Annotated in this window: 22 protein-coding genes; 6 read left to right on the top strand and 16 right to left on the bottom strand. The window is 46.3% G+C overall.

Annotated elements, in window-relative coordinates:
- The 9 genes from BCT27_RS23560 to BCT27_RS23520 form a co-directional block, all read right to left on the bottom strand.
- On the bottom strand, positions 1-738 hold the full coding sequence (locus BCT27_RS23560; RefSeq protein ID WP_102396962.1) for a DUF1365 domain-containing protein: 738 nt from the start codon (positions 736-738) through the stop codon (positions 1-3).
- Positions 735-2,021, bottom strand: a complete 1,287-nt coding sequence (locus tag BCT27_RS23555; protein WP_102396961.1) for an NAD(P)/FAD-dependent oxidoreductase — start codon at positions 2,019-2,021, stop codon at positions 735-737. Before BCT27_RS23555 ends, BCT27_RS23560 begins: the two co-directional genes overlap by 4 nt.
- Complete coding sequence (locus tag BCT27_RS23550; protein WP_102317890.1) at positions 2,018-2,749, bottom strand: SDR family NAD(P)-dependent oxidoreductase; 732 nt, start codon at positions 2,747-2,749, stop codon at positions 2,018-2,020. The genes BCT27_RS23555 and BCT27_RS23550 overlap by 4 nt, the downstream gene beginning before the upstream one ends.
- Positions 2,746-3,213: a nuclear transport factor 2 family protein gene (locus tag BCT27_RS23545; protein WP_102396960.1), complete on the bottom strand. Its 468-nt coding sequence runs from the start codon at positions 3,211-3,213 to the stop codon at positions 2,746-2,748. The genes BCT27_RS23550 and BCT27_RS23545 overlap by 4 nt, the downstream gene beginning before the upstream one ends.
- Positions 3,210-4,661 carry a deoxyribodipyrimidine photo-lyase gene (phrB, locus tag BCT27_RS23540; RefSeq protein WP_102317892.1) on the bottom strand — a complete coding sequence of 484 codons (1,452 nt, stop codon included), beginning with the start codon at positions 4,659-4,661 and terminating at the stop codon, positions 3,210-3,212. Before phrB ends, BCT27_RS23545 begins: the two co-directional genes overlap by 4 nt.
- A complete protein-coding gene (locus tag BCT27_RS23535; protein WP_102396959.1) occupies positions 4,658-5,602 on the bottom strand; it encodes a MerR family transcriptional regulator in 945 nt (314 codons plus the stop codon). The genes phrB and BCT27_RS23535 overlap by 4 nt, the downstream gene beginning before the upstream one ends.
- 10 nt (positions 5,603-5,612) lie before the next feature.
- A complete protein-coding gene (locus BCT27_RS23530; RefSeq protein ID WP_102396958.1) occupies positions 5,613-6,569 on the bottom strand; it encodes a YbgA family protein in 957 nt (318 codons plus the stop codon).
- Positions 6,570-6,733: 164 nt separating this feature from the next.
- Positions 6,734-7,738 (bottom strand): peptide antibiotic transporter SbmA, encoded by a 1,005-nt coding sequence (sbmA, locus tag BCT27_RS23525; RefSeq protein WP_102396957.1) that lies wholly within the window; start codon positions 7,736-7,738, stop codon positions 6,734-6,736.
- 285 nt (positions 7,739-8,023) lie between these two features.
- Positions 8,024-9,544: an EAL domain-containing protein gene (locus tag BCT27_RS23520; protein ID WP_102317896.1), complete on the bottom strand. Its 1,521-nt coding sequence runs from the start codon at positions 9,542-9,544 to the stop codon at positions 8,024-8,026.
- A 592-nt stretch (positions 9,545-10,136) separates the two neighbouring features.
- Here BCT27_RS23520 and BCT27_RS23515 point away from each other — a divergent pair.
- Positions 10,137-12,317: a putative bifunctional diguanylate cyclase/phosphodiesterase gene (locus BCT27_RS23515; RefSeq protein ID WP_102396956.1), complete on the top strand. Its 2,181-nt coding sequence runs from the start codon at positions 10,137-10,139 to the stop codon at positions 12,315-12,317.
- Positions 12,318-12,381: 64 nt separating this feature from the next.
- Here BCT27_RS23515 and BCT27_RS23510 read toward each other — a convergent pair whose 3' ends face one another.
- The 3 genes from BCT27_RS23510 to BCT27_RS23500 form a co-directional block, all read right to left on the bottom strand.
- Complete coding sequence (locus BCT27_RS23510; RefSeq protein ID WP_102317898.1) at positions 12,382-12,933, bottom strand: YaeQ family protein; 552 nt, start codon at positions 12,931-12,933, stop codon at positions 12,382-12,384.
- Between the two features lie 12 nt (positions 12,934-12,945).
- A complete protein-coding gene (locus BCT27_RS23505) occupies positions 12,946-13,278 on the bottom strand; it encodes a GIY-YIG nuclease family protein (RefSeq protein WP_017011101.1) in 333 nt (110 codons plus the stop codon).
- Between the two features lie 73 nt (positions 13,279-13,351).
- Positions 13,352-13,993: a YceH family protein gene (locus tag BCT27_RS23500; RefSeq protein ID WP_102389909.1), complete on the bottom strand. Its 642-nt coding sequence runs from the start codon at positions 13,991-13,993 to the stop codon at positions 13,352-13,354.
- A gap of 303 nt (positions 13,994-14,296) precedes the next feature.
- On the opposite strand from BCT27_RS23500, the gene BCT27_RS23495 reads away from it, so the two are divergent.
- Both BCT27_RS23495 and BCT27_RS23490 read left to right on the top strand, forming a co-directional pair.
- On the top strand, positions 14,297-14,719 hold the full coding sequence (locus tag BCT27_RS23495; protein ID WP_017011103.1) for a bactofilin family protein: 423 nt from the start codon (positions 14,297-14,299) through the stop codon (positions 14,717-14,719).
- Between the two features lie 131 nt (positions 14,720-14,850).
- Positions 14,851-15,285 carry a DUF3069 domain-containing protein gene (locus BCT27_RS23490; RefSeq protein ID WP_102317902.1) on the top strand — a complete coding sequence of 145 codons (435 nt, stop codon included), beginning with the start codon at positions 14,851-14,853 and terminating at the stop codon, positions 15,283-15,285.
- A 50-nt stretch (positions 15,286-15,335) separates the two neighbouring features.
- On the opposite strand, the gene BCT27_RS23485 is transcribed toward BCT27_RS23490, so the two are convergent.
- The 4 genes from BCT27_RS23485 to nhaD all read right to left on the bottom strand — a co-directional run bounded on the left by BCT27_RS23485 (position 15,336) and on the right by nhaD (position 18,807).
- Positions 15,336-16,247: a BRCT domain-containing protein gene (locus tag BCT27_RS23485; RefSeq protein ID WP_102397028.1), complete on the bottom strand. Its 912-nt coding sequence runs from the start codon at positions 16,245-16,247 to the stop codon at positions 15,336-15,338.
- Between the two features lie 170 nt (positions 16,248-16,417).
- Positions 16,418-16,696 carry a peptidylprolyl isomerase PpiC gene (gene ppiC, locus BCT27_RS23480; RefSeq protein ID WP_017015542.1) on the bottom strand — a complete coding sequence of 93 codons (279 nt, stop codon included), beginning with the start codon at positions 16,694-16,696 and terminating at the stop codon, positions 16,418-16,420.
- Positions 16,697-16,779: 83 nt separating this feature from the next.
- Complete coding sequence (locus tag BCT27_RS23475) at positions 16,780-17,232, bottom strand: dCMP deaminase family protein (protein WP_017011106.1); 453 nt, start codon at positions 17,230-17,232, stop codon at positions 16,780-16,782.
- A gap of 147 nt (positions 17,233-17,379) precedes the next feature.
- Positions 17,380-18,807, bottom strand: coding sequence for a sodium:proton antiporter NhaD (gene nhaD, locus BCT27_RS23470; protein WP_102317904.1), 1,428 nt, complete (start codon positions 18,805-18,807; stop codon positions 17,380-17,382).
- Positions 18,808-19,617: 810 nt separating this feature from the next.
- Between nhaD and BCT27_RS23465 the strand changes: the two genes are divergently transcribed.
- From BCT27_RS23465 to BCT27_RS23455, 3 genes are read left to right on the top strand one after another with little or no spacing between them, the layout of a single operon-like run.
- Entirely contained in the window at positions 19,618-20,586 is a 969-nt protein-coding gene (locus BCT27_RS23465) for an ABC transporter substrate binding protein (protein ID WP_102396955.1), read from the top strand.
- A gap of 14 nt (positions 20,587-20,600) precedes the next feature.
- Positions 20,601-21,512, top strand: coding sequence for an ABC transporter permease (locus BCT27_RS23460; protein ID WP_017011109.1), 912 nt, complete (start codon positions 20,601-20,603; stop codon positions 21,510-21,512).
- A complete protein-coding gene (locus BCT27_RS23455) occupies positions 21,509-22,303 on the top strand; it encodes an ABC transporter ATP-binding protein (protein WP_017011110.1) in 795 nt (264 codons plus the stop codon). Before BCT27_RS23460 ends, BCT27_RS23455 begins: the two co-directional genes overlap by 4 nt.
- Positions 22,304-22,347 lie beyond the last annotated feature (44 nt).

The raw sequence follows: 22,347 nt of genomic DNA, 5'->3' as shown, positions 1-22,347 counted from the left end.
TTACTCCTTAACCTGAGCCGGGTGAGAATAAAACGGTGCGCCTTTGATCCAGAGCTTCAATGCTTGCCAATAGATGGAGGCCACCACTTTTACCGTCATCACCGGGGTCTTAACGATGAGTTTGCTGAGTTCTTTTGATGTGAAAGGCTTCTTTGATAGCGCAAGTGTTGCATCAAACTCTTTCTCGCCACGGTGCGTTTCCAAATGCACAAACGCGGTTTTGTCCAAGGGACGAAGCTTCCACACATATTTTTGATCGACCGGGTTAAACGGAGAGACGTGAAACGCTTTGTCGTTCTCCCAACGTTTACCCGCTGGAATCGCATAGTAATGACGCTGATTCCAAGGTGTATTGCTCACTTCGGCAAGAATGTATTGCCATTGGTCGTTCTCGTCGTACAGGTAGTAAAAGTTCACTGGGCTAAAGTAGAGCCCGAAATACCTCAAGTGACAAAGCGCGAGTACTTTCCCCTCAACACGCTTGCCGGTTAACGCATGGATCTTGTCTTTTACCGCTTGTTTGGTGTCTAAACGCCCTTCCATGTAATCAGGACGGTGAAAGGTTGCCACCCCCCACTTTCTTAACGAAAAGCCACGCACGTTCTGTGCCAATGCGTCTAACTCGTCAAGATCAATCAACGGCATGAACATTGGATAGGTGAATCCGTGCTCCACCGGCGTAAAGCGCCGATGGCGAACACTGCCGACAAACAGACCGCTGTTAGCGTCTGAATTCATGACGCGCTCCTTAGCGGAACAGGTAATTCATTAATACCACTCACCACGTCTAGCGCGCTTCTTACACCGTCTTCATGGAATCCGTTGTACCAATACGCACCACAGAACCAAGTGCGATCAATTCCGTTTACCAAATGACGTTCTTTTTGTGCGTCAATGCACTTTTGGTCGAAAACAGGGTGCGCATAAACAAACTCACGAAGTACTTTTTCGGGCGTGATGTGGTCAGTTTGGTTGAGCGTGACACAGAAAGTCTCTGGCGCTTCAATCCCTTGCAGGATGTTCATGTCATAGGTCAGTGCCGTGGGCCTTTCTTCGCGTCCATCACTCGCGCCCAAGTGATAGTTCCAGCTTGCCCATGCCGCTTTTCGGCGGGGAAGCAGTGATTCGTCGGTGTGTAAAACCACGTCGTTATTCTGATAATCAATCGCGCCAAGAATGGATGATTCATCGTTGGATGGGTCTGCCATCATTTTGAGTGCTTGATCGCTGTGACAAGCGAAAATCACGTGATCAAATCGCTCAACGCCTCGAGACGTTTCAATGATCACGTCATGTGATGTACGTTCAACGCGGTGTACTGGCGTGTTAAGGCGGATTGAGGATTCAAAGGCTGGCACCATTTTCCTCACGTATTCACGAGAGCCACCAGGGATCACGTACCACTGCGGACGGTTGGTCACATCCAGCAAACCGTGGTTTTGGAAGAAGCGCAGGAAGAATTTGAGCGGGAAAGCACGCATATCTGACAAGGTAGAAGACCAAATGGCCGCCCCCATTGGCAGAATGTAGTTCTGACAAAAGTAATCGCTGAATTTGCGTTGCTCGAGAAAATCGCCCAGTGTTTGTTCGATCAATGGGTCGCCGTGGGTCGCAATGGAATGTGATTCTCTGGCCTCTTTGTTAAAGCGCAGGATCTCACGGATGAATTGGTAGAATTTCGGATTGAACAAATTGCGCTTTTGCGCAAACAAAGAAGACACACTGTGGCCGTTATATTCAAGGCCGTTATCTTCGTTACGAACGCTAAAGCTCATCTCCGACTCTTGCCCAGTGATACCAATGTCTGCCATCAATTTCTGAAAGTTTGGATACGTGCGATCGTTAAACACGATAAATCCGGTGTCGATGGCGTATTTGCCGCTAGCGACTTCAACGTCGACCGTCGCCGTGTGGCCACCAATGTAATCGTTGGCTTCGAACAACGTGATGTCATGATCTTTATGTAGGTAATGCGCACAGGTAAGGCCTGAGATACCTGAGCCGATGATTGCAATTTTCATTGGGCATTCCTTGTTATTTTTTTAACGAGCGCAAACTGACATGCCATTGGCAAGGTGGCTAAAAATTTGAGGATATAACTGAATTTTTTCGGGAAATGCACTTCGGCTTTTTTCTTCTCTAAGCCTTGGCGTATTGCTAACGATGCTTCTTCAGGAGAAACCATCAGGGGCATCGCAAAATCGTTTTTATCCGTGAGAGGTGTTTTGACAAACCCCGGAGAAACAAGTGACACCGTCACCCCTTTAGTTTCTAAATCCACGGAAAGCGAGCGAGAAAGATAAGACACTGCGGCTTTCGACGCGCCATAAGCTTCTGCGCGCGGCAAACCCAAGTAAGCGGCGGTAGACCCCATTAGTGCGAGGTGCGTCCCTGAAGTAAACGTGTCTTGCAAGGCTTCAATGCAATTCAAAATACCAAACACATTGATGTCGAACACACGTCGAAACAAGGTCACGTCAATGCGCCCATCTTCGATATATTCGCACGTGCCAGCATTTAAGATGATTAAGTCGAAACGCGCGTCTTGAGATGCCAAAGCACGCTTAGTGTCATCCAAATCCGTGGCATCAAAGCGTAATGATGTGACATTGTCACGCTCCTGGGCCAGCGCTTCGATGTGCTGTGTATTGCGGCCGCAGCCCACGACGCTCCAGCCATTGTCTGCGTAGTCTTTGGCCAGTTGAAGACCAATGCCCGATGATGCGCCAGTGATTAATACACGTTTCATTGGCCCAACCTCTTTTTGATCATTTTGACCGCAGACCCTAACACTGGCAGCGCTTCATACAGCATTTCTCCCAAGTCAAAGAAATCGCGGTGCATCACAACACGCCCTTCTTTCAATGTTAATTTGGTGCACCCTTTAACGGCACGCTCTGCTCCACCTTCGAGCTTCGGATGAGACAAGGTCATCGTCCAGCTGATAAAAGCAATGTCGCCGTTGACAGCGTGATCATGAATCTCAAAGCGGCAATCCGTCACGTTGGTGTACATGGTGTCGAAATACCGAGCGAGGTTGTCATACCCTTCGATGCGGTGCGCAGGGTCTTCGAACACGACATCATGGCTGTAAATGCTGTCTAGCGTATCTAGGTTGTCTTTTCTAAGCGCCTGATAAACGTGAATAAATCGTTCAAGCGTTGCCGCTTCTGATGAAGAAATGTGGTCTGACGTTGCGGTGCTTTGCATCATGATTCAACCCTTTGTTTGGACTGTCCCGATTTCGCCGTTTCGAACATTTCTATCGCTTTTAGACGCGCAAGCTTGTGGTCAACAATGGGTTTCACATATGACAATTCGATGCCATTTTTTTCAGCCCATTTATGCGGTTCATGTATCGACTTATCAGGAACAGTTTCTAATTCTTTCAACCATCTACGGATGAATCTCGCATTGGGATCAAACTTCTTTCCCTGCGTGGTTGGGTTAAACACTCTGAAATAAGGTTGGGCATCGGTGCCCACTGATGCAGACCACTGCCAGCCGCCATTATTGGCAGCAAAATCGCCATCAATGAGTTTCCAATTGAAGTAACGCTCTCCCCATCGCCAATCGATGTGTAAGTCTTTCACTAGGAAACTTGCCACAATCATTCGGAGACGGTTGTGCATCCAGCCGGTTTCATTCAATTGGCGCATGGCGGCATCAACGATCGGGTAACCCGTTTTCCCCTGCTTCCATCGCTCAAACAGCAGCTCGTCTTGGTTCCACTCAATGTTATCTGTCCATTCGAGGAAGGCTTTTCCTCGACTGATTGCAGGATACGTTGCCGTGATGTGCTGATAGAACTCACGCCATACGATTTCAGACAACCAAACGTTCGCCCCACCCGTGCCTTTTTCTAAGCAATCTTTCGCTTCCAACATCAAACGCGCGATGCATTGTCTCGGCGACACCGCTCCAATCGCGAGGTAAGGCGACAATTGGCTGGTGGCAGGAATGGCGGGGAAATCGCGTAAGTTTTCATACTGCTCAACACGGTAGCGGCAAAAATCACGCATACGTTGAATGATGGCACTGTCATCTACAGGCCAGCTCACCGAGTCATCTTGGCGATAGTGCAGTTCTATGTCACCTTGCCCTCTAAGCATGCCTGAGGTGATGGAAGAGGCTTGCACAGGTTCAGGCGATGGCAATGGCGACACGCCATGTAAGGCAAGTTTCGCTAACCACGTTTTCTTAAACGGCGTGAATACGCGATACATTGATCCTGAGCCATTCGTTATTGAGCCTGGTGCAAACACGCATTTGTAATCAAATGCATGGAAGCATGTCCCTGTGAGGCTCAACAATCCTGCAATGGCATTGTCACGGTTAATTTCATCGATCTCATGGTCGCGTGTACAAAACACGTCCGAGATTTGATATTGCTGACAGAGCTGTGCAATCAAAGGATTGATATCACTGTAGTAATCCGCACAACGCACCATCAGTGGAATGTTCAACGCCTCAAGCTCTGTGCGTAACACTTGCAGGCGTCGACGAATCAAATCAGCCTGAATGGGAGCGTTGCAGTACTTTTTCCACTGCAAAGGCGTTTCGTAGTACACCGCAATAACGGGCTCTCCTGACTTACACGCTTCTGTAAGTGCAAGATTGTCCTTTACGCGTAGATCTCGCCTAAACCAAACCAATTTCATTGAAATTGCTCCCTCTCGCTTTTCTCTTTCATGGATGCTGATGAGTCTGACGTGACGTCTTTGCGCGCAGCCTTATCGACATGTTGAGTGTTTAGATTAGTGAATAAGTCGGAATGAATGACACTGCATTTCCCCAACAAGGAAACAGACACTGCACCCGTATCAACAATGATGACAATATCGCGTTTCATGGAAGCAGAAAGCGCGTCTTCAGAAAAAATGAACAACTCGGTCACGTTGCTAGGTTTTATTGTTTTCACTAGGGAAAAAAGATTAGAATCAAGCCCTTCAATTATTGTTACAGCGTAACCTTTCGCTTGATAATTGAGTGCCTGACCGTAGAAAAGGTGCAGGTCATTAAGAGATGTCGAAACCAGAACACAGCGTTTTTTACTCGATGATTTTTGCCCCAATTGAAAACAGCGCAACAGCTCGTGTCGCAACACGGTCAACCAAGTGCTCAAACAAAGGCCTATCACGTCAGATTTCTGTTCGGAAAAGAAATCCGTCAAAGGCCCGAATAAGTTCTTTTCCAATACCGAAATAGGGTAATGCCGTGTTAGCTCAGACAACTGGCGCTTCACGCGCAGCACGTCAAAATCCATCACGGCTTTCTTAAGCTCATCCGCTTCCCTCGCGATTTCTGCATCAGGCGACGTTTTCGGCGTGAAGGTTTCATCATTCAATAACGCTTTTACTTGGCCCACCGGAACACCACGGTCGAGCCATTTAAGAATGCTCTCGATAACTGCCACATCTTGACCGGTGTACATGCGATGACCCTTGGGCGTCCTCTGAGGCTTTAATAAGCCATAGCGACGCTGCCAAGCTCTTAGCGTGACGGTATTAACACCCGTTAGCTCAGAGACTTCTCCGATTGAGAGCAGTGCCTTTTCATCCGAAGGGTTATTCTCTGTTGAATGGTCATTCATCGCTTTCATTACGCTACCCTCACAGTCCGTAACGTAGTCGTAAACTGTTTGGGTACGGGTTGAGATAGCTTTGCTGCGATAAGTACGCGTCTGGGTGCGTTTGCAAATGGTGATTGATCAACGTGAGTGGCGCGAGTAACGGCATTTCGCCCTTACGATAAGCAAGGATCAAATTTGAAAGTTCTGCTTTGGCAGTTTTGTCCAAATCACGCTTGAAATAGCCTTGAAGGTGCATCAACACATTGGTGTTGTTCTTTTTACTGGCACAGTGGGCAATGGCTTTCATGAAGCGCGTGCGGTATTCGGTGAAGAACTCGTCAAGGTCGTAGTCAGCAATGTTGGCAACATACTTTCCGAGGGATTTGTATTCTACTGGGCGATGCGCCATCAACACCAATTTATAGCGGGAGTGAAACTCTACGATTGCGCGGCGTGTAACACCCTCTGCCATTGAGTCGTGTAAATCTTTCAGCGCAAAAACGCGGAACACAAAGTTTTCTCGAAGCACGGGGTCATTCAAACGACCATCTTCTTCTACCGGTAACCAAGGCATACGTTCCATCAATTGCTTGGTATACAGACCCACACCGCTTTTCTCAGACGCTGCATAGCCGCTTTCTTTGTATACCTTCACACGTTCCATGCCGCATGTCGGCGATTTTGCGCACACGACATAGCCACATAGATCCATACCTGCCAGTTGCTCCGTCTTTTTGCGACTGAACGCTTCCATCTTTTCGGTGTGGTCAGCAGTGCTGTCTTTGGTTTCTACCAAGCGGATGCCGATTTCATCTTTGTCCAACAAACGAATGGTTGGACGAGGAATTGACATGCCGATAGCAACTTCAGGGCAGACAGGCACGAACTCTACATACGGCAACAATTCTTTCGCCACAAAGTGGCTGCGCTTATGGCCACTATCAAATCGGACGTTCTCTCCGATAACACACGCGCTTACCCCTAACTTAATGCTCATCACACATCTCCCTGTTGTACATGCTTTTATATTTGTACAACTTCGATAAGAAAAAAGATCACTCTTGTACAAAACTTTTTATGTGTACAGTTTAGTAATAGCAAAACGCCCCGACATTTTCATGTCGAGGCGTAACAGTTTTCTTATTAATTTTTAATGTGTTATTAGTCAATAGTGGCGGATTTCTCGGCTTCTATAGCAAGATCAATTTCTTGCTCAAAGGCTTTCAAGCGTTTGTGAATAGACATTAACTCAACAATTGTTTTCCAAGAGTTCACCAAGAATTGGAACGACTCTTCGACTTTGCCAAAGGCGCGAACGATTTGCTGAAGCACACCCAGCGTTATCACACCCGAAATGATGGTCGGGCCGAGTGCAATATAAGGAACGATCACGGTGCCCTGTAGATAGGACCATTTTGCGATGTCGAAGTATAAATAGTGTTTATACAGGTTGAAGTAGTTTTTACGGACATTCGCAAAAAGCTCTTTCAGTGTTTCAGGCTGAGCGCGATCTTCATAATCTTCCCCGTAAACCAACTCTTTGCGATAAGCCGCTTCAACTTTTTGATTCTTAAACTCAAGCCCTGGCAGTTTAATACCCACAATGGCCAGCAACACCGTACCGAACAACGCTGAAATGATCGCGATGTAGACAAGGGAGTGCTCTACCGGACCAATCCAAGGCAATTCAGTCACATTCTTACTGAGTTCCCAAAGTATTGGTAAGAAGGCCACCAGCGTCATCAATGAGCGCATAAAGGCCACACCCAAGGTTTCGACAATGCCAGCGAAACGCATCGTGTCTTCTTGAACACGCTGAGACGCACCTTCTATATGACGAATTTTGCTCCAATGAGAGGTGTAGTAATCATTCATCGCGGTACGCCAGCGGAACACATAGTGACGAATGAAAAAGTCGAGAACGACGGCAACGGTGATATAAATTGTCGCGATTTTCAGGAAGGTCAAACACGACGCGAGATATTCTTCGAACGTGACTGAGTTTGGCGTCGCAAGCGCCTGTTGAATCAAGTTATAAAAAGAACCAAACCATTCATTAATTTCTACATCCAGTTCTACTTTGTACCAAGTCACGTACAAGATAAGCGCACTACCGAGGATGGACCAAAGAAACCATCGCTTATCCAGAAAGAAAGACTTAAACATCCACACATCCTTAATATTTTGTGTCATTCGCTCTTTGAGTCGTAAAACCACAAAGAGTTTATTCGCGCATTCCTAGTTGAACGATTTTCGACCGAACATATTTCAATTCTAGACGTAATATTCGGGAATAACATCCAGTTAACAAATTGATCTTATTGATAAATGTATCAAATTAGAGGGGCATTGACGACTGTGTTTTCGAGGAAGAGTACGGCATACGCGGAAATCAGGACGTAAATATACCCAAACGACAGCCACGGCGTTTGGGTATAGATCGAGTATTTGCTAAATGGCGAGCTCGTTGTTCTCAGAAATATCTTGGCTCAACACGAATTGCTTGAACGCATCGAACGGGATGGGATCAGCAAAGTAAGAGCCTTGAAGCATTTCAACACCGTTATTTATCAGGTGTACCGCCTGCGCTTTGGTCTCTATCCCTTCCGCAACGACATGCAGATTAGACTCTCTCGCAAACGCTAAGATTGATCCTAGAATGTTATTCTTAAACTCTGTAAGGCCAATGCCCGTGACAAACATGCGGTCGATCTTAATCGTATCAATGTTTAACGTATGGAGATAAGAGAACGCCCCATAACCCGTGCCGCAATCATCCAGTTTGATCGAAATACCCTTGGCCGTTAACGCCTCAATGCAAATGGCAGCCTTTTTCAAATCACTGAACTTGGTGCGTTCCGTAATTTCTAGAGACAACACATGAGGGTCAAGCCCCGCGCATTCGATTTTGTTTAACAGTTTTTCAGCGGTATCCCACTTTTCTAGGTAGCTTGGCGAGACATTGACACTGACAAAGAAGTCTTTTGGCAAGGACACCGTCATAATGTCTGCCAGCACATTATCAATAAGCTGATCCGTGATTTTATCTATCGCACCGTTTTGTTCTGCAATGGGAATAAACGAATCCGGTGGAATAAACTCTCCACTGTCCGCCAGCCAACGCACCAACACCTCTGCGCCAACGACTTTATATTTGTCGCCTTCAGGCATCACTATCGGCTGATAAAAAGGAACAAGCGCGTTTGACTCTATGGCCTCATTCAGCAGACCACTCAGCCCTTTACGATCCGACGTGTTTAATTCCACACCGACAGCGAGAAGTACACCAAACAAAACCACGAGAATAGAAAAGAGATCAACCAAATCCCCCACTAAGAATTCAACACCGCGCTGGTTGATGTAAAGCTTCACGCCCATACCATTATCTAGCGTGCCATTAAAGGCTTCTTTATAGGGCTCTTCAGTGCGCTCATACAGTTGTACGTCGCGCCCACTGACGTCTACCGTCATGAACAAGCAATTATTGCAGTTTGTGAGGAAGTTCCTAGGTTGTTGAAATGCAAAACGCAGCATGCCATCTTGGCTGCTGAATCGCATTTCTTCAAATTGATTACCACTCAGAATGAGCGAGACATTACCGAATTTGAGTTGATCGTGATCTGCAAATACCATTAACGGTCTGCCAGCATGATCATTGTTATAAATTGAGCATGACTTTCCGTTTTTAAGATGCAAATCGACATATTCAACGAAGATATTGCGCGCTTTTGCCTGACTCATAAGCTCAATGTCGCCATCATCACAGACGAACGACAATTGCTCTGACAGGCCCCTCATTTGTTCAAACCCTTGTCGATATAAGCCGGTATATAATTGAGAAAGGACAGCGACGTCTTCTCTAATTTTTTTCTTTACCAGCCAATCAGACACAGGTACTTGAGAAAAATAAGCAACTAGTACAGCAACAACAAGAATAATTAGTGCTTTAAGGTGTTTCTTGAGCCAATCCACTTAGGCTCCCACAGTTTTCCCAACAGATAGCTATAAGAATAGGACAAGTGCAAGCCTAAGCTTTGAAAAAAAACGAGACTTAAGTGAATTTTTTTTCAATCTGATGATTACCAACCTATCTATATATCAGTAACATGCCTCGTAGCTGATACAATCACCCATTCGGTATGCCAATTTCCATGCATTCACTAGCGTTCTCTAAAAATCCCTCCTCTCTCTTTAACCCAGAAAATAACGTGCCTGGGTGCTATGCAACTGATTTTCCACGTAGACACATTAATCGCTCTACGCATTATCGATGTATATTTATTCATTTTCATTGCCTTACGGTCATTTTACTGTCAAAAGAGATTAAAGATAGAAATCCAACGTTTACACGTTAACTTCGACCCACAGATCCTCAATACGTTCTCCCTCCAAGCGTCCCATTTTTAAGACTTTTTTGGCTACACCTCACATTGCGCTTTACCATATTTGTCATAGACTTGATACAGAGACAAGTGACTCACAATTAAGGCTGCCCTCTTTGTTAAGCACACCAAAAGAAGACACACCCGACTATCAGAATCCTAACGGTCCTCGGTTTACCTCGATGGTCGCAATTTCTGTCATTTGTATGCTCATCCTGATCTCGACCTTCACTTTGTATAAAAGCGCGCAATCTCGTCAGGTAGATTTACAGGGGAAAATGCTCAACGTAGAAGTAAACCGCGTTCAGCGAGCTATTGAAGTCAACCTTCAGAAAGAAGCCTACTTTCTTGTGTGGCTTGCCAGCAGTTTCGAAGCGGAAGGCGTGATAGACGGGAAATCTTGGCGCGTAGCGACACAAGATGTCACCCGTACTTTTCCTTTTTTCTCGGGACTGTATTGGCTAAACCTAGAGCATAAACTTCAGTGGACAACACCAGGGGCATTCAGCCCAAATCATTTGAAAGCAGATTGGAAAATTTCACCCCCCGTCGGCCTTAACAACATGCCCGTTTTGTCAAAGCTGTCCACATCGGGTGTGATCAGACACAGCAACGGCGATCTATCCATTGAAATGCTCCACCCCGTGATCATTGAAGGAAAGGTTGTGGGGTATTTGGGGGCAAGCTATAACATCAAAAAAATGGTAGAAGCCATCGCAACCCAATTTCTTACGGGTAACCAAACCTTAGTGTTAAGCGCTGGCACAGTGCCTTTCTTCGGTGGACTACCCGACGCTTTTGTTGCGCTGTCCACCATGGTCGAAGTCATTGCGCTGGGTGATGTATGGCAAATGACGGTATGGCAACAATCCAATTTCGATATGTCTTATTTCTCATTGCCTATGCTGATTTTCATCGCAGGCATTGTGGTAACCGTTCTGGTGGGTATTTCTTTATATCTATTGGAAGTGAATATCATTGGTCGACGCGCAGAATCTGACACCGTATCGATGCTAAAGGAAGAGATCCTGCAACGCAGAGAAATGGAATCGCAACTGCAGTTCACCGCAAATCATGACCCGCAAACCCATTTGCCCAACCGTTTTGCAATGGAAACCTACTTAGAGCGATCTATCCGTTCGGACCAAGACATTGTTCTACTGTGCGTAGCGCTTGATAAACTACAAGAAATCAACGATATGTACGGCCACATCGTGGCAGATCAACTCTTGATGGAAGCAGCGAAACGCTTTAAAACCGTCCTCCCGCCCCATGCAATTCTGGCACGTGTGAGCAATGATCAATTCATGGTGGCCTGTGCAGGCATGTCACAGCTTGAAGCAGAAATGCAGGCAAATAACCTCAAGATTTGCCTCGAAGAAGAATTCTACATTGAAGATAACGACATTCTAACGACCTGTGCGATTGGCATCGCTTACCGTTATAACAACGATTTACAAGCAGAAGAACTGCTGCGACACGCAGACACGGCAGCGCATAAAGCCAAAGCACTTGGCAGCCGAAAAGTGGTTGCCTACAACCAGACCATGCAAGAACAACTGACGCGCAAAAAAGAACTCGAGCGCGCCATTCGAAATGCCATTAACAACGATGAACTCAAATTGCATTTTCAGCCGCAAGTTGACCTGCGAACTCGCCAAATTGTTGGCGTGGAAGCACTGGTGCGCTGGGAATCTGACAATGGCACGATGATCAGCCCCGACATCATCATACAAACCGCGGAAGAAACCGGGCTGATGCAGCGTTTAGGCCACTGGGTTGTCGACACGGCACTCAAGCAATTTTCGCATATGCTGGATGAACGCTGTGCGCCAAAATGCATTGCTATCAATGTGTCAGGTCATGAATTTCAAGATGGGTATTTGGCAGATTACGTGATTCGCTCCGTCACTCGCTACGATATTCCCCCTTCTCGCGTTCAGATAGAATTGACGGAGCAGGTCTTTATCGAAAACCTAGAGCGCAACCAACACATTCTTAATCGCTTAACAACGTCTGGTATTAGCTTGGCAATTGATGACTTCGGCACTGGATATTCATCCCTCGCCTATCTCAAGCACTTCCCTGTAAACACAGTGAAAATTGACCGAGGCTTCATTAAGGATTTACCGCAATCAAAAGATGACTTAGTGATTTGTCAGGCGGTCGTCAGCATGGCGAACTTGCTGCAATTGAAAGTGGTTGCGGAAGGCGTGGAAACGTTAGATCAGCAAGAACTGCTCAGAAATATCGGCTGTAACTTTGCACAGGGCCATTATTACTACACCCCAATGCCTGCGGAAGAACTGATGGTGCTGCTCAAAAAACAAAGAGCCGGGCGTCTATTCCCGGCATCTAGTTAAACGCATATTGGTTAACGAGTAGCAAACTGCAATATGCAATGCGATTCGCTACTTGTCTATTTGGCTACTTAGCTTCGCCGGTTTTCCACATATCAGGCTGGATAGAAATCACCATTTCCCCGATAGAGAACCAAACTTGTCCGTCTTCGATCGTTGCTTGAATGCTCATGTTGCGGCTAGATGCTGCCGCCGCTGCATTAAGTACTTCATCCATCACGTTAATCACGGTTAGGTTCTTGTAAGGATGGAGTTTGTTTAGCAACGAGGCTTTCCATGCCGCTGCGGCATTATCGCCATAGGTGAAAAGAACGACGTGTTTTGACTGTGTGCAGGCTTTCTTGATGCGCTTGTCATCCGGCAAACCTAGTTCAACCCAAAGTTCAATTTCATCACTGTAGTTTTTGATCCACAACTCTGGCTCAGACTCGTCACAAAGGCCCTTGGTAAACTGCAAACGTTCATCAGCATACAGGGTCCATGCGAGTAATCTCAGCATAAGACGTTGTTCTGTTTCAGATGGGTGCTGTGCAAGCGTCACCGTATGATCGATATAAACCTGACGGGTCATATCGGCCACATTGATGGATGCTTTATACACCGTTGCTTTAAGTGCCATGGTATTTCCTAATTAAATGCTGTCGTTTATTAAGACCTGAATCAGGCCATTTTCAGTACAAAGACGTTCTTTCTCTCGCTTACTCAAGCGTTTAATTTTCCACTCAAGTGACATTGCAAGCCGCTTATCCCCTACTTCGTAGGACCAAGCCAACGTCAATGGCTGTTTTCCTCGTAAATACTTTGCAGTTTTTGTGCCGTTTTTCTGGTGCTCATCAAAACGCCGCGCAACATCTGTCGTTACACCACAGTACAATGCGTTGTTTTTGGTTCTGATGAGATACACATGCCAAAGAGGCGCAGAAAGCGCCTCTTTATGTTCGTCGGATTGGGGCTGAGTTGTCATTGTCTGCCTGTCGTCGGCTCGTTATGGTCGGCTTCAGGCTTATACGTTCAGCCTATCTGAATTGAGCAATACGTTAAGAAAGGAGTGAGTTCACTAACTCTTTCAATTCTTCCACTTCACGTTCTAGCGACTCTACACGCGCAGCTAGATCAGAAGATGGCGCTGAAGTAGGTGTGCTTTCAACGAACGCCACAGGGCTTGCTGTTTCAGGCGTTTCCGTCCCAAATAGATGGGTATAGCGACTTTCACGTTTACCTGGCTCTCGCGGCAATGCGGCAACATACGCTTTTTCTTGCATTACAGCCAGCACACTTTCCACTTCTTTCACGTCTATGAATTCACACAAGCGGTTTGTGCGTGTTCTTAATTCGCCCGGTGTTTGTGGACCGCGCAGCAACAGCACGCAAACCATGCCGCGTTGTTGGTCGGAAAACTGGAGAGAACCAAACTCTGTATTGCAAAAGCGGTGCTGATATTTCGTCACACGACTACCGAACCCTTCAAGATCGCTAATCAATCGTTTTGCTTTGAGCTGCTCAACGGTATCGAGCACTTCTGCTTCCGTCAGTGAGTAAACCGGATCGCGGTTACTCTTCTGATTCACTGCAGTGGTTAGGCCATTCAGGGTCAAAGGATATTGTTCAGGGGTCGTCACTTCTTTCTCAAGCAGACAACCAATAACGCGTGCTTCGTACGGAGTAAGTTCAATCGCCATGATATCGCCCTATTCAGGAGTTTCCTTATAACTCGCGGTTATAGCAATCAAAACCCATGACAGCAATATGAAGCCTCGCATATTCGTAAAAAGTAAGACACGACTGACGGAATTATCGCCATGTTTAGAGGAATTTAAGACATCAAGCGGCAGAAGTGTCGCACTGTTGTGAATTCACTTGGATGCATAAAAAATAAAGTCACGCCTCTTTTGCAATTTCAGATAAAATGACCTGTATTCTGATTTTTGTATGAAATAACCATCTCCAATCACGCGTTTTGGGTTGGAAGAAAGGAGAGAGAAATGGGACTGTTTGGTAAAAACACTGCGTCAAAACCATCAATGTCACTGATTGCAAAACAATGCCGCGTTGTCGGTGAGTTCGATTTGGACGGTGATATTCAGTTCGATGGAAAAGGCGAAGGTGCAATTCTCAATGCCCGCAATGTTGTCATCTCTTCAACTGGCCACTTCAAGGGTGATATTCACGCTGAACACGTTACCATCAACGGTCTGGTTGAAGGCAGCATCGTTGCACGCGAAGTGAATATCCTGAGCGAAGGTAAAATGAAAGGCCAAATCCAAAGTGAACAGCTCACCATTGCGAAAGGTGGCTGCCTATTGGGTGAAAACACACAAAAAGACGAGCCTTCGCTGTCAGTGGTGAACGAAGACGCGCCAAAAGCAACATCGCCTTCGTCCGATTCTAAGCAAGCGTCTGCTTGAGCCTTTGCCACAAAATTTACTCACAACCGCTTTAATTATCATCAGTTAATCGGGATGAAACGGCTCAATGCTTGACTTCATCCAAGTGCGATATACGATGCCTGCTGATGAGCGTTATCAGGAATAAAGAAATGTCTGAACAAGCAAACGAAGCCGTAGAGACAGTAAAACTGGAAAACCTTTCAGCTGAACTGCAACAAGTGATCAAATACGAACAAGTACCAGCAGAGCTATACACTATGCTGGCGTCAGTGCATGAAGCGGCTGAAGACGTTGTTCGTGAAGCATGGGATGCACTTCCAGCAAGCGCACAGAACATTCTGGACAACTTTGAACAATTCCACGCGCTAGTGAGCCTAAGCCAAAGCTACGCGGGCATTGATTTCCTGCAAGAGTGTCAAGATCTTAAGTTCGACGACATGACGCAAGAACAAGCAGACGACTACAAAGCAACCTTGCTTGATAAGCTTCTGTTCAACTGCGTAAAAGACCTTGCTAAGCAATTAAAGCAAGCACGCATGAAGCCAACAATGAAGCGTGAATTCCGCGAAATCTTCCAAAAGTAAGCCTTCGCTAAAACGAATAAAAAAAGAGGTGACGTTGTCACCTCTTTTTTTCATGTACAATCAGTTAACGAATTCCACGTCTCTTCGTTGATGATTTCAGTTCTAGCGCCAGCCAACCTATTTCCCAACGCCAATTCAATTTTCCGACCGTAACTCGAAAATCTCCAGTCTCTACTAGCCACGGAACCTAGAACTAATATATCCAGATTCTTTGCTACATTACTTTTAATTTCCCCACCGAGCTCTAAAGCTTTTCTCTGCTGTGTGGCTCTAGAACCACTAAGAAACTTTCCGGTAAAACAGACACTTTTTCCCTGCAAGCAAAGACGGCCATCTTGAGTTGTAGAGAAATCAGCAGACATTCCATATGCAAGGCCAGTATCCATTAAAGACTGACCAGATATAGACTTTATGAGACTAAGTAGCTCAGTTCGCTCCGACTCATCGACTTGACCGTCAGCGAGTACCTCGTCAACCCGATGCTTAATTGCATTCGCTGGCCAAGTGCTGGATAAATTCATATCACTTCGTAACAACTTCGCTAATGAGCGAATTTCACGGTCGTTTAGCCTTTCATCAACACTAATACCGCTAAGAAAGCCAAGTAAATGATTAACGGTAGACTCATACCCTCCATCTTCAAGATCACCGTAGTCTAGAATGTCCTGAAGCATAGCCTGCATATCTTCAAGTTCTAACTTGGTTATAACGTTGTCTTCGAGGATGTCTTCTATCTGTGCGTGTATATCTACAAAATCACCATCTCTATAGCTAAAAGCGTCATTATCTTTCCAAGCTCGCAGGTAAAGAATCTCGATGTCATTTAACTTGGCATCTGCATTGATACCATCAAGTATTCCCTTGAGTGAGAGAATTGCTTTCGCTTTGTTTCTTTTATAATTAAACGAAATGTTAATAGGTTGGCAGTGCTTGTCTAAAATTGCATCTAACTCGTTTGGCATTTGGAATGTCCAGAAATTGATAACAACCACATGAAACCCTCATTATTCATAATATACAATGAGTTATGTTTAAATATTCAATCCAAATAACAAATAAATTATAAAGCAGATTTGTAGGTTAACTGATACAAAAAAGCCCCGAAGTCGGGGCTTAATAGATTCGATAATATCTATGTACGATAAAGCACTTTCACCACGTGCCAACCAAACTTGGTTTTCACCAGGTGTGGTGTTAATACTTCGCCCGAAAAACACACTTTATCGAACTGTGGCACCATCTGGCCTTTACGAAATTCACCCAAATCCCCGCCCTTTTTACCTGATGGGCATGTAGAGTGTTTACGAGCAAGATCTGCGAACTTCGCACCTTTGTTAAGTTGCTTGATGATGTCTTGCGCTTGCTCTTGATGCTTCACCAAAATGTGAAGCGCATGTGCTGTGCTCGCCATGCTATTTACCTTTTACTGACCGTTTTGGTTGGTGCGCGATTATAAGGAATCGCTCTAAAAAAGCGATACCGTTATACACCGCGCTAGTCTTTTGTTGGCAATTCCGACAACGGTAGCCAAGTGACGTTCACGCCTGATTGCTCAAACATGTCCGCACTGATCTTAATTTTCTCGCCCCAGCGCGATAAGAAATCTTCGCTTTGCTCTGGGCAGTAAACGTGGGTAATGCCCGTTTGAATGATTTTTGCAGCACAGTTCGGGCAAGGGAAATGCGTTACCCAAATGTCGCAATCACTCAGGTCACGCTTAGCGAACAAGATGGCGTTTTCTTCGGCGTGTAGTGTTTTAAGCAGCTTCATTTCGCGATCATCGGTCGCTGCGCTGTCAGAAATACCATGCGGGTAGCCGTTGAAACCAACGGAAACGATGCGGTTTCCTTTGGTAATCACTGCGCCCACTTGCGTTGAAGGGTCTTTGCTCCAAGAGCCTACAAGCTCTGCCATTTGAAAGAATCGAACAGCCCACTTAGAGATCATTGCGTTTCCAATACGTTAACTGAATCAAGAATGCGGCTATTGTGCAAAACTGTAGCCAATTGCTCAACGAAATTTAAACAGAATACGAAAATGGCACCTCGTAAGGTGCCATTTATCAGGTATGAACGGTGTTATCTGGCATTTGGTCTAAAACGCGCCACCGTTTAGCCACAAATGGCACAAAATAGAGGCTGCGTATCCGAGCAAGATAACCGGCGCCCATTTAAGGTGCCCGAAGAAGGTATACATACCACGCGCTTGACCCATCAAGGCCACACCCGCTGCAGAACCTAATGACAACAAGCTACCACCTACCCCTGCGGTGAGTGTGACAAGCAACCAGTTACCCAATGACATGTCAGGGCTCATGGTAAGTACGGCAAACATAACAGGAATGTTATCAACCACCGCCGATAGCAAGCCAACAATGACATTCGCCCAAATCGGGTTCCATTCTAGATACATGACGTTCGATATCATTGAGAGATACCCGATCAGGCTTAAACCACCCACACACATCACGACGCCATAGAAGAACAGAAGTGTGTCCCACTCTGCATGAGAGACACGGCGGAACACATCAAATGGCACAACAGAGCCAAGGCGTTTCAGCGCTGCTTCATCTTTCTCGGCCATGGCAATAGCACGTTTACGTGCTAACGAATTGGGTAGCGTTTTGCGTAAGAAGAAGCCAAAGAATTGCAAATAGGCCAAGCCCATCATCATGCCGATAACCGGTGGGAAGTGAACCAGACCGTGGAAACCCACCGCGGTGAGAATCGTCAGCAAGAACAACACGACAATACGCCTTGCCCCGCGTTTCATTTCAACAAACTCTTGGACCACGTTCGGTTGTTCTTTAGGAATGAACAGCGACATGATGAACGCAGGTATGACGTAGTTGACCACTGAAGGGATAAACAAGGCGCCAAACTGCCCAAATTCAACAATCCCAGCCTGCCACACCATCAGCGTTGTGATATCACCAAATGGACTAAATGCCCCGCCCGCATTCGCTGCAACAACGATATTTACACAGGCAATGTTGATGAATTTCGGATTGTCACCGCCAATTTTTAACACCACCGTACACATAAGCAGCGCGGTAGTGAGATTGTCGGCGATAGGTGAGATAAAGAAGGAAAGAATACCCGTGATCCAGAAAAGCTGACGAAGATCGTAGCCTTTACTGACGATCCACGCTTTCAGCGCATCAAAGAGCCTGCGCTCTTCCATTGCGGCGATATACGTCATCGCCACAAGTAGGAACAACATCAGTTCCGCATACTCGAGCAAGTTATGCTCAATGGCAGATTTGGCCACATCTATTTGCCCTGCCCCCGAATAGGCAAAGCCCAACAGCAGCCAAATTAGGCCAGCCGCTAAGAGTACCGGTTTTGATTTTCGAAGATGCAATTGCTCTTCGAGCATGACGAGGGTGTAGGCTAAAACGAATATAAAAAGGGCGATATAGCCGACAGCAGAACTGGTTAAATCGAGATGGGTACTGGCATCACTACCAGACGCACCAACACTGCAAGAAAATAGCAGTATTAGCGCAGTAAAAAGCTTCATCCTTGTGCCTCCAAAGCAAACAATTTTGGGAAAATTAGTGACTAGGATGCCTTGCGCACTCATGAAGAGTTTGGTGGTGAGAATTCCCAAAAAAGCGCAATCAGCATCGCTTCATTCCTTATTAGTGTTTGAATTATATCGCGAGTCTTTGACAGCAACGGAGCTCGCGCTAAAGGAATGAGTAGATATAACGGCGTTATAATAGATGCAGGGAGAGACGATTGCAGAGTGATTAATGTCACTTTTCAGCCCCCAGCCACAAACATCATCATCCGTCGCAAATTATTCCTAAACATCTCCGTAAATGAGAGAACGATCGTCCAAATTATTATCGAAAAATGATACGCGGCGGGAATTGTTCAATGGCTACCTAAAAATCGTGGGTAGCGGACCAAAGGATGTTCATTCTATGCCACTCTCTATTTACAGTGTAAAAATTGGTCATGCACTTAAACGCACTTCAAATTTTCTCATAAAAAGAATGGTTGTCTCACAGCTTCAACATTAACAATATATCAACCTAATTATGTAACTTATATTAGAGACATATACTCGTATGTAAGAATGCACTAGAGGTTACGGTGGATCTTCATGCATATGCATGAGAAAGCTAGACATAAAGTTTAGCCATTAAATACAGTGAGTTACTGAACATGGCGAGAAATCAGGTTGGTTTATGCTCAGAGAGGTAGTTTTAATCTGCAACATTACCTCCTGATTTTCCGTCAATTTTTGGATATAACAATGGATTAACACGTGACAACGCCATGTGGCGAACTTGTTATATGTCACTCATCAGGGAGATATAAGATGAAACTATCAAAATTCTTGGTATCAGCGTGCTGTGCCGCAACACTGTTTACCACCCCTTTTACCGTTTCTGCAAAAACAGCCACGGTTGCCGTTTCTCAAATTGTTGAGCACCCTGCCCTCGATGCTACCCGCCAAGGCCTGTTGGATGGGCTCGCAAAGCTTGGGTATGTTGATGGGGAAAACTTGGCGTTTTCTTACCAAACTGCGCAAGGTAACCCTGCAATTGCCGTGCAAATCGCACGTCAATACGTTGGCGAACAACCTGATGTGTTAGTAGGTATCGCAACGCCTTCTGCACAAGCTTTGGTTGCTGCGACCAAATCTATCCCTGTTATTTTCACCGCAGTGACCGATCCGGTTGGTGCAAAACTCATTAAGGATATGGCTAAGCCAAGTGCAAACGTGACAGGCCTTTCCGATCTTTCACCGGTGGCTCAACACGTTGCGCTGGCGAAAGAGCTGGTCCCTGGCATGAAAACGATTGGCGTGGTTTACAACCCAGGCGAGTCAAACGCAGTCACTTTGGTCGAGCTGCTGCGTGAAGCGGCCGAGAAAGAAGGTTTGAAAGTGATTGAAGGTACGGCATTGAGAAGCGCTGATGTTCAATCCGCAGCACAAATTGTGGCATCACAATCTGATGTGATTTATGCACCAACGGATAACACCGTCGCGAGCGCCATTGATGGACTTGTAGGCGCAGCCAACCAAGCGAAGAAACCAGTGATCGGTGGCGCAACGTCTTATATCCCGAACGGCGCTGTTGCGGCACTTGGTTTCGATTACTACCAAATTGGAGTTCAAACAGCTGACTATGTCGCTGCCCTTATTGAAGGTAAGTCGGTTGCCGATCTTCCTGCGAAAGTTGCTGTTGGTTCAGACCTTGCGATTAACTTGAAAGCTGCACAAAAACTTGGTCTCGACGTTCCAGCTTCTCTGCTAGACCGTGCAACGACTGTAGAAAAGTAAGTCAGGAGCAGTAAATGACCTCAATTGCCTTCTTTGGCACTCTGGAAGTAGGTCTGGTTTATGGCCTAGTCGCACTAGGCGTATATCTGACTTTCCGGGTTCTCGATTTTCCGGATCTCACCGTAGACGGCAGCTTCCCAATGGGCGCTGCTGTCGCTGCCACTCTTATTGTCATGGGCGTTGACCCTTGGATCTCAACCTTTGCTGCGATCCTTGCGGGTGCCTGTACTGGCCTGATTACCGCATTTTTAACCGTGAAATGCGGCATCTTGAATTTGCTTGCCAGTATCCTGACCATGATTGCAGCGTTCTCTATCAATATTCGTATTATGGGCCGTCCTAATGTTGCTCTGCTGGGCGTAGACACCATTCTCACGCCTTTCGAGAACATGGGCATCGACCCGGTTTATGCCCGTCCACTGGTGGTGTTTATTCTGGTTGTGCTCAGTGCTTGGTTCATCATCCGCCTTTTGAGCAGCGATTTTGGCCTTGGTCTTCGTGCTACTGGCGTCAATGGGCGCATGGTGCGCGCACAAGGCGCAAGCACAGCATTTTATACCTATGTTGGTCTCGCCCTCTCTAATGGCTTTGTTGGCTTTTCTGGAGCGCTGTTCGCACAGACAAACAGCTTCGCCGATGTCACTTCCGGTGTGGGGACCATTGTTGTTGGTCTCGCGGCTGTCATACTGGGTCAAACCCTGTTGCCAGGACGCAAAGTCTGGGTTGCTGTGGTCGCAGTAATACTTGGCTCAGTGCTTTATAGGTTGGCAGTCGCATTCGCACTAAGTTCAGGCATGTTTGGCTTGAAAGCGTCGGACTTGAACCTTGTCACGGCCGTATTGGTTGCACTCGCGTTGATTGCACCAAAAGCCCGTGAGCACTACCAAAAAAACAAGAAAATGAAAGAAGCGGGGGTAGCAAAGTGATTGAATTAAAAGATATCCAAGTTACCTTCAACCCAGGCACCATTCTCGAAAATCGCGCACTTCGCAGTGTGTCACTCACCGTGCCTAAGAACGAGTTTCTCACCATTATTGGCTCCAACGGTGCGGGTAAATCTACCCTGCTTGGCGCAGTAAGTGGCGAAACACCGATGGTGGGTGGAAGTGTCGTGATTGACGGTATCGATGTGACACATCAACAAGTCCACCAGCGTGCTGCGCTTGCGGCGAGGGTATTTCAAGACCCGCTGGCAGGCACCTGTGCATCGCTAACCATTGAAGAAAACATGGCGTTGGCATTTAGCCGTGGTTCTCGCCGAGGGTGGAGCCTGGCGCTGTCGAGCAAACGAAGAGACATTTTTAAAGAGCGTATTTCCATTCTTGGTTTAGGCCTAGAAGATCGTCTTAGTGACAGCATTGGCCTTCTCTCAGGTGGTCAACGCCAAGCGGTAAGTTTGATCATGGCAACGCTCTCAGACAGTAAATTACTGCTTCTTGATGAGCATACTGCCGCCCTCGATCCTCGCATGGCTGCGTTTGTTATCGACCTGACAAAGAAAGTCATCACGGAGTTTGGCTTAACCGCATTGATGGTGACGCATTCGATGAAAGATGCCCTCGCCTGCGGTGATCGCACCGTCATGTTGCATCAAGGCAAAATTGTATTGGATGTAAAAGGTGAAGAACGCGCCGGAATGGGCGTGCCTGATTTACTTGAAATGTTCAGTAGAGTGCGTGGTGAAGAATTGGCAGACGACAGTTTGCTGCTGAACTAACCGCTAACTGCTAACTGCTAACTGCTAGCCACTAGCCACTAGCC

This window comes from Enterovibrio norvegicus (assembly GCF_002876705.1).
GTDB lineage: Bacteria > Pseudomonadota > Gammaproteobacteria > Enterobacterales > Vibrionaceae > Enterovibrio > Enterovibrio norvegicus_B.
This window is presented reverse-complemented; position numbering and strand designations above follow the sequence as displayed.

Excerpts from the sequence above, each read along its gene's own strand:
- BCT27_RS23560 (WP_102396962.1), bottom strand. The coding sequence starts at position 738 with ATGAATTCAGACGCTAACAGCGGTCTGTTTGTCGGCAGTGTTCGCCAT.
- BCT27_RS23555 (WP_102396961.1), bottom strand. The coding sequence starts at position 2,021 with ATGAAAATTGCAATCATCGGCTCAGGTATCTCAGGCCTTACCTGTGCG.
- BCT27_RS23550 (WP_102317890.1), bottom strand. The coding sequence starts at position 2,749 with ATGAAACGTGTATTAATCACTGGCGCATCATCGGGCATTGGTCTTCAA.
- BCT27_RS23545 (WP_102396960.1), bottom strand. The coding sequence starts at position 3,213 with ATGATGCAAAGCACCGCAACGTCAGACCACATTTCTTCATCAGAAGCG.
- phrB (WP_102317892.1), bottom strand. The coding sequence starts at position 4,661 with ATGAAATTGGTTTGGTTTAGGCGAGATCTACGCGTAAAGGACAATCTT.
- BCT27_RS23535 (WP_102396959.1), bottom strand. The coding sequence starts at position 5,602 with ATGAAAGCGATGAATGACCATTCAACAGAGAATAACCCTTCGGATGAA.
- BCT27_RS23530 (WP_102396958.1), bottom strand. The coding sequence starts at position 6,569 with ATGAGCATTAAGTTAGGGGTAAGCGCGTGTGTTATCGGAGAGAACGTC.
- sbmA (WP_102396957.1), bottom strand. The coding sequence starts at position 7,738 with ATGTTTAAGTCTTTCTTTCTGGATAAGCGATGGTTTCTTTGGTCCATC.
- BCT27_RS23515 (WP_102396956.1), top strand. The coding sequence starts at position 10,137 with ATGGTCGCAATTTCTGTCATTTGTATGCTCATCCTGATCTCGACCTTC.
- BCT27_RS23510 (WP_102317898.1), bottom strand. The coding sequence starts at position 12,933 with ATGGCACTTAAAGCAACGGTGTATAAAGCATCCATCAATGTGGCCGAT.
- BCT27_RS23505 (WP_017011101.1), bottom strand. The coding sequence starts at position 13,278 with ATGACAACTCAGCCCCAATCCGACGAACATAAAGAGGCGCTTTCTGCG.
- BCT27_RS23500 (WP_102389909.1), bottom strand. The coding sequence starts at position 13,993 with ATGGCGATTGAACTTACTCCGTACGAAGCACGCGTTATTGGTTGTCTG.
- BCT27_RS23495 (WP_017011103.1), top strand. The coding sequence starts at position 14,297 with ATGGGACTGTTTGGTAAAAACACTGCGTCAAAACCATCAATGTCACTG.
- BCT27_RS23490 (WP_102317902.1), top strand. The coding sequence starts at position 14,851 with ATGTCTGAACAAGCAAACGAAGCCGTAGAGACAGTAAAACTGGAAAAC.
- BCT27_RS23485 (WP_102397028.1), bottom strand. The coding sequence starts at position 16,247 with ATGCCAAACGAGTTAGATGCAATTTTAGACAAGCACTGCCAACCTATT.
- ppiC (WP_017015542.1), bottom strand. The coding sequence starts at position 16,696 with ATGGCGAGCACAGCACATGCGCTTCACATTTTGGTGAAGCATCAAGAG.
- BCT27_RS23475 (WP_017011106.1), bottom strand. The coding sequence starts at position 17,232 with ATGATCTCTAAGTGGGCTGTTCGATTCTTTCAAATGGCAGAGCTTGTA.
- nhaD (WP_102317904.1), bottom strand. The coding sequence starts at position 18,807 with ATGAAGCTTTTTACTGCGCTAATACTGCTATTTTCTTGCAGTGTTGGT.
- BCT27_RS23465 (WP_102396955.1), top strand. The coding sequence starts at position 19,618 with ATGAAACTATCAAAATTCTTGGTATCAGCGTGCTGTGCCGCAACACTG.
- BCT27_RS23460 (WP_017011109.1), top strand. The coding sequence starts at position 20,601 with ATGACCTCAATTGCCTTCTTTGGCACTCTGGAAGTAGGTCTGGTTTAT.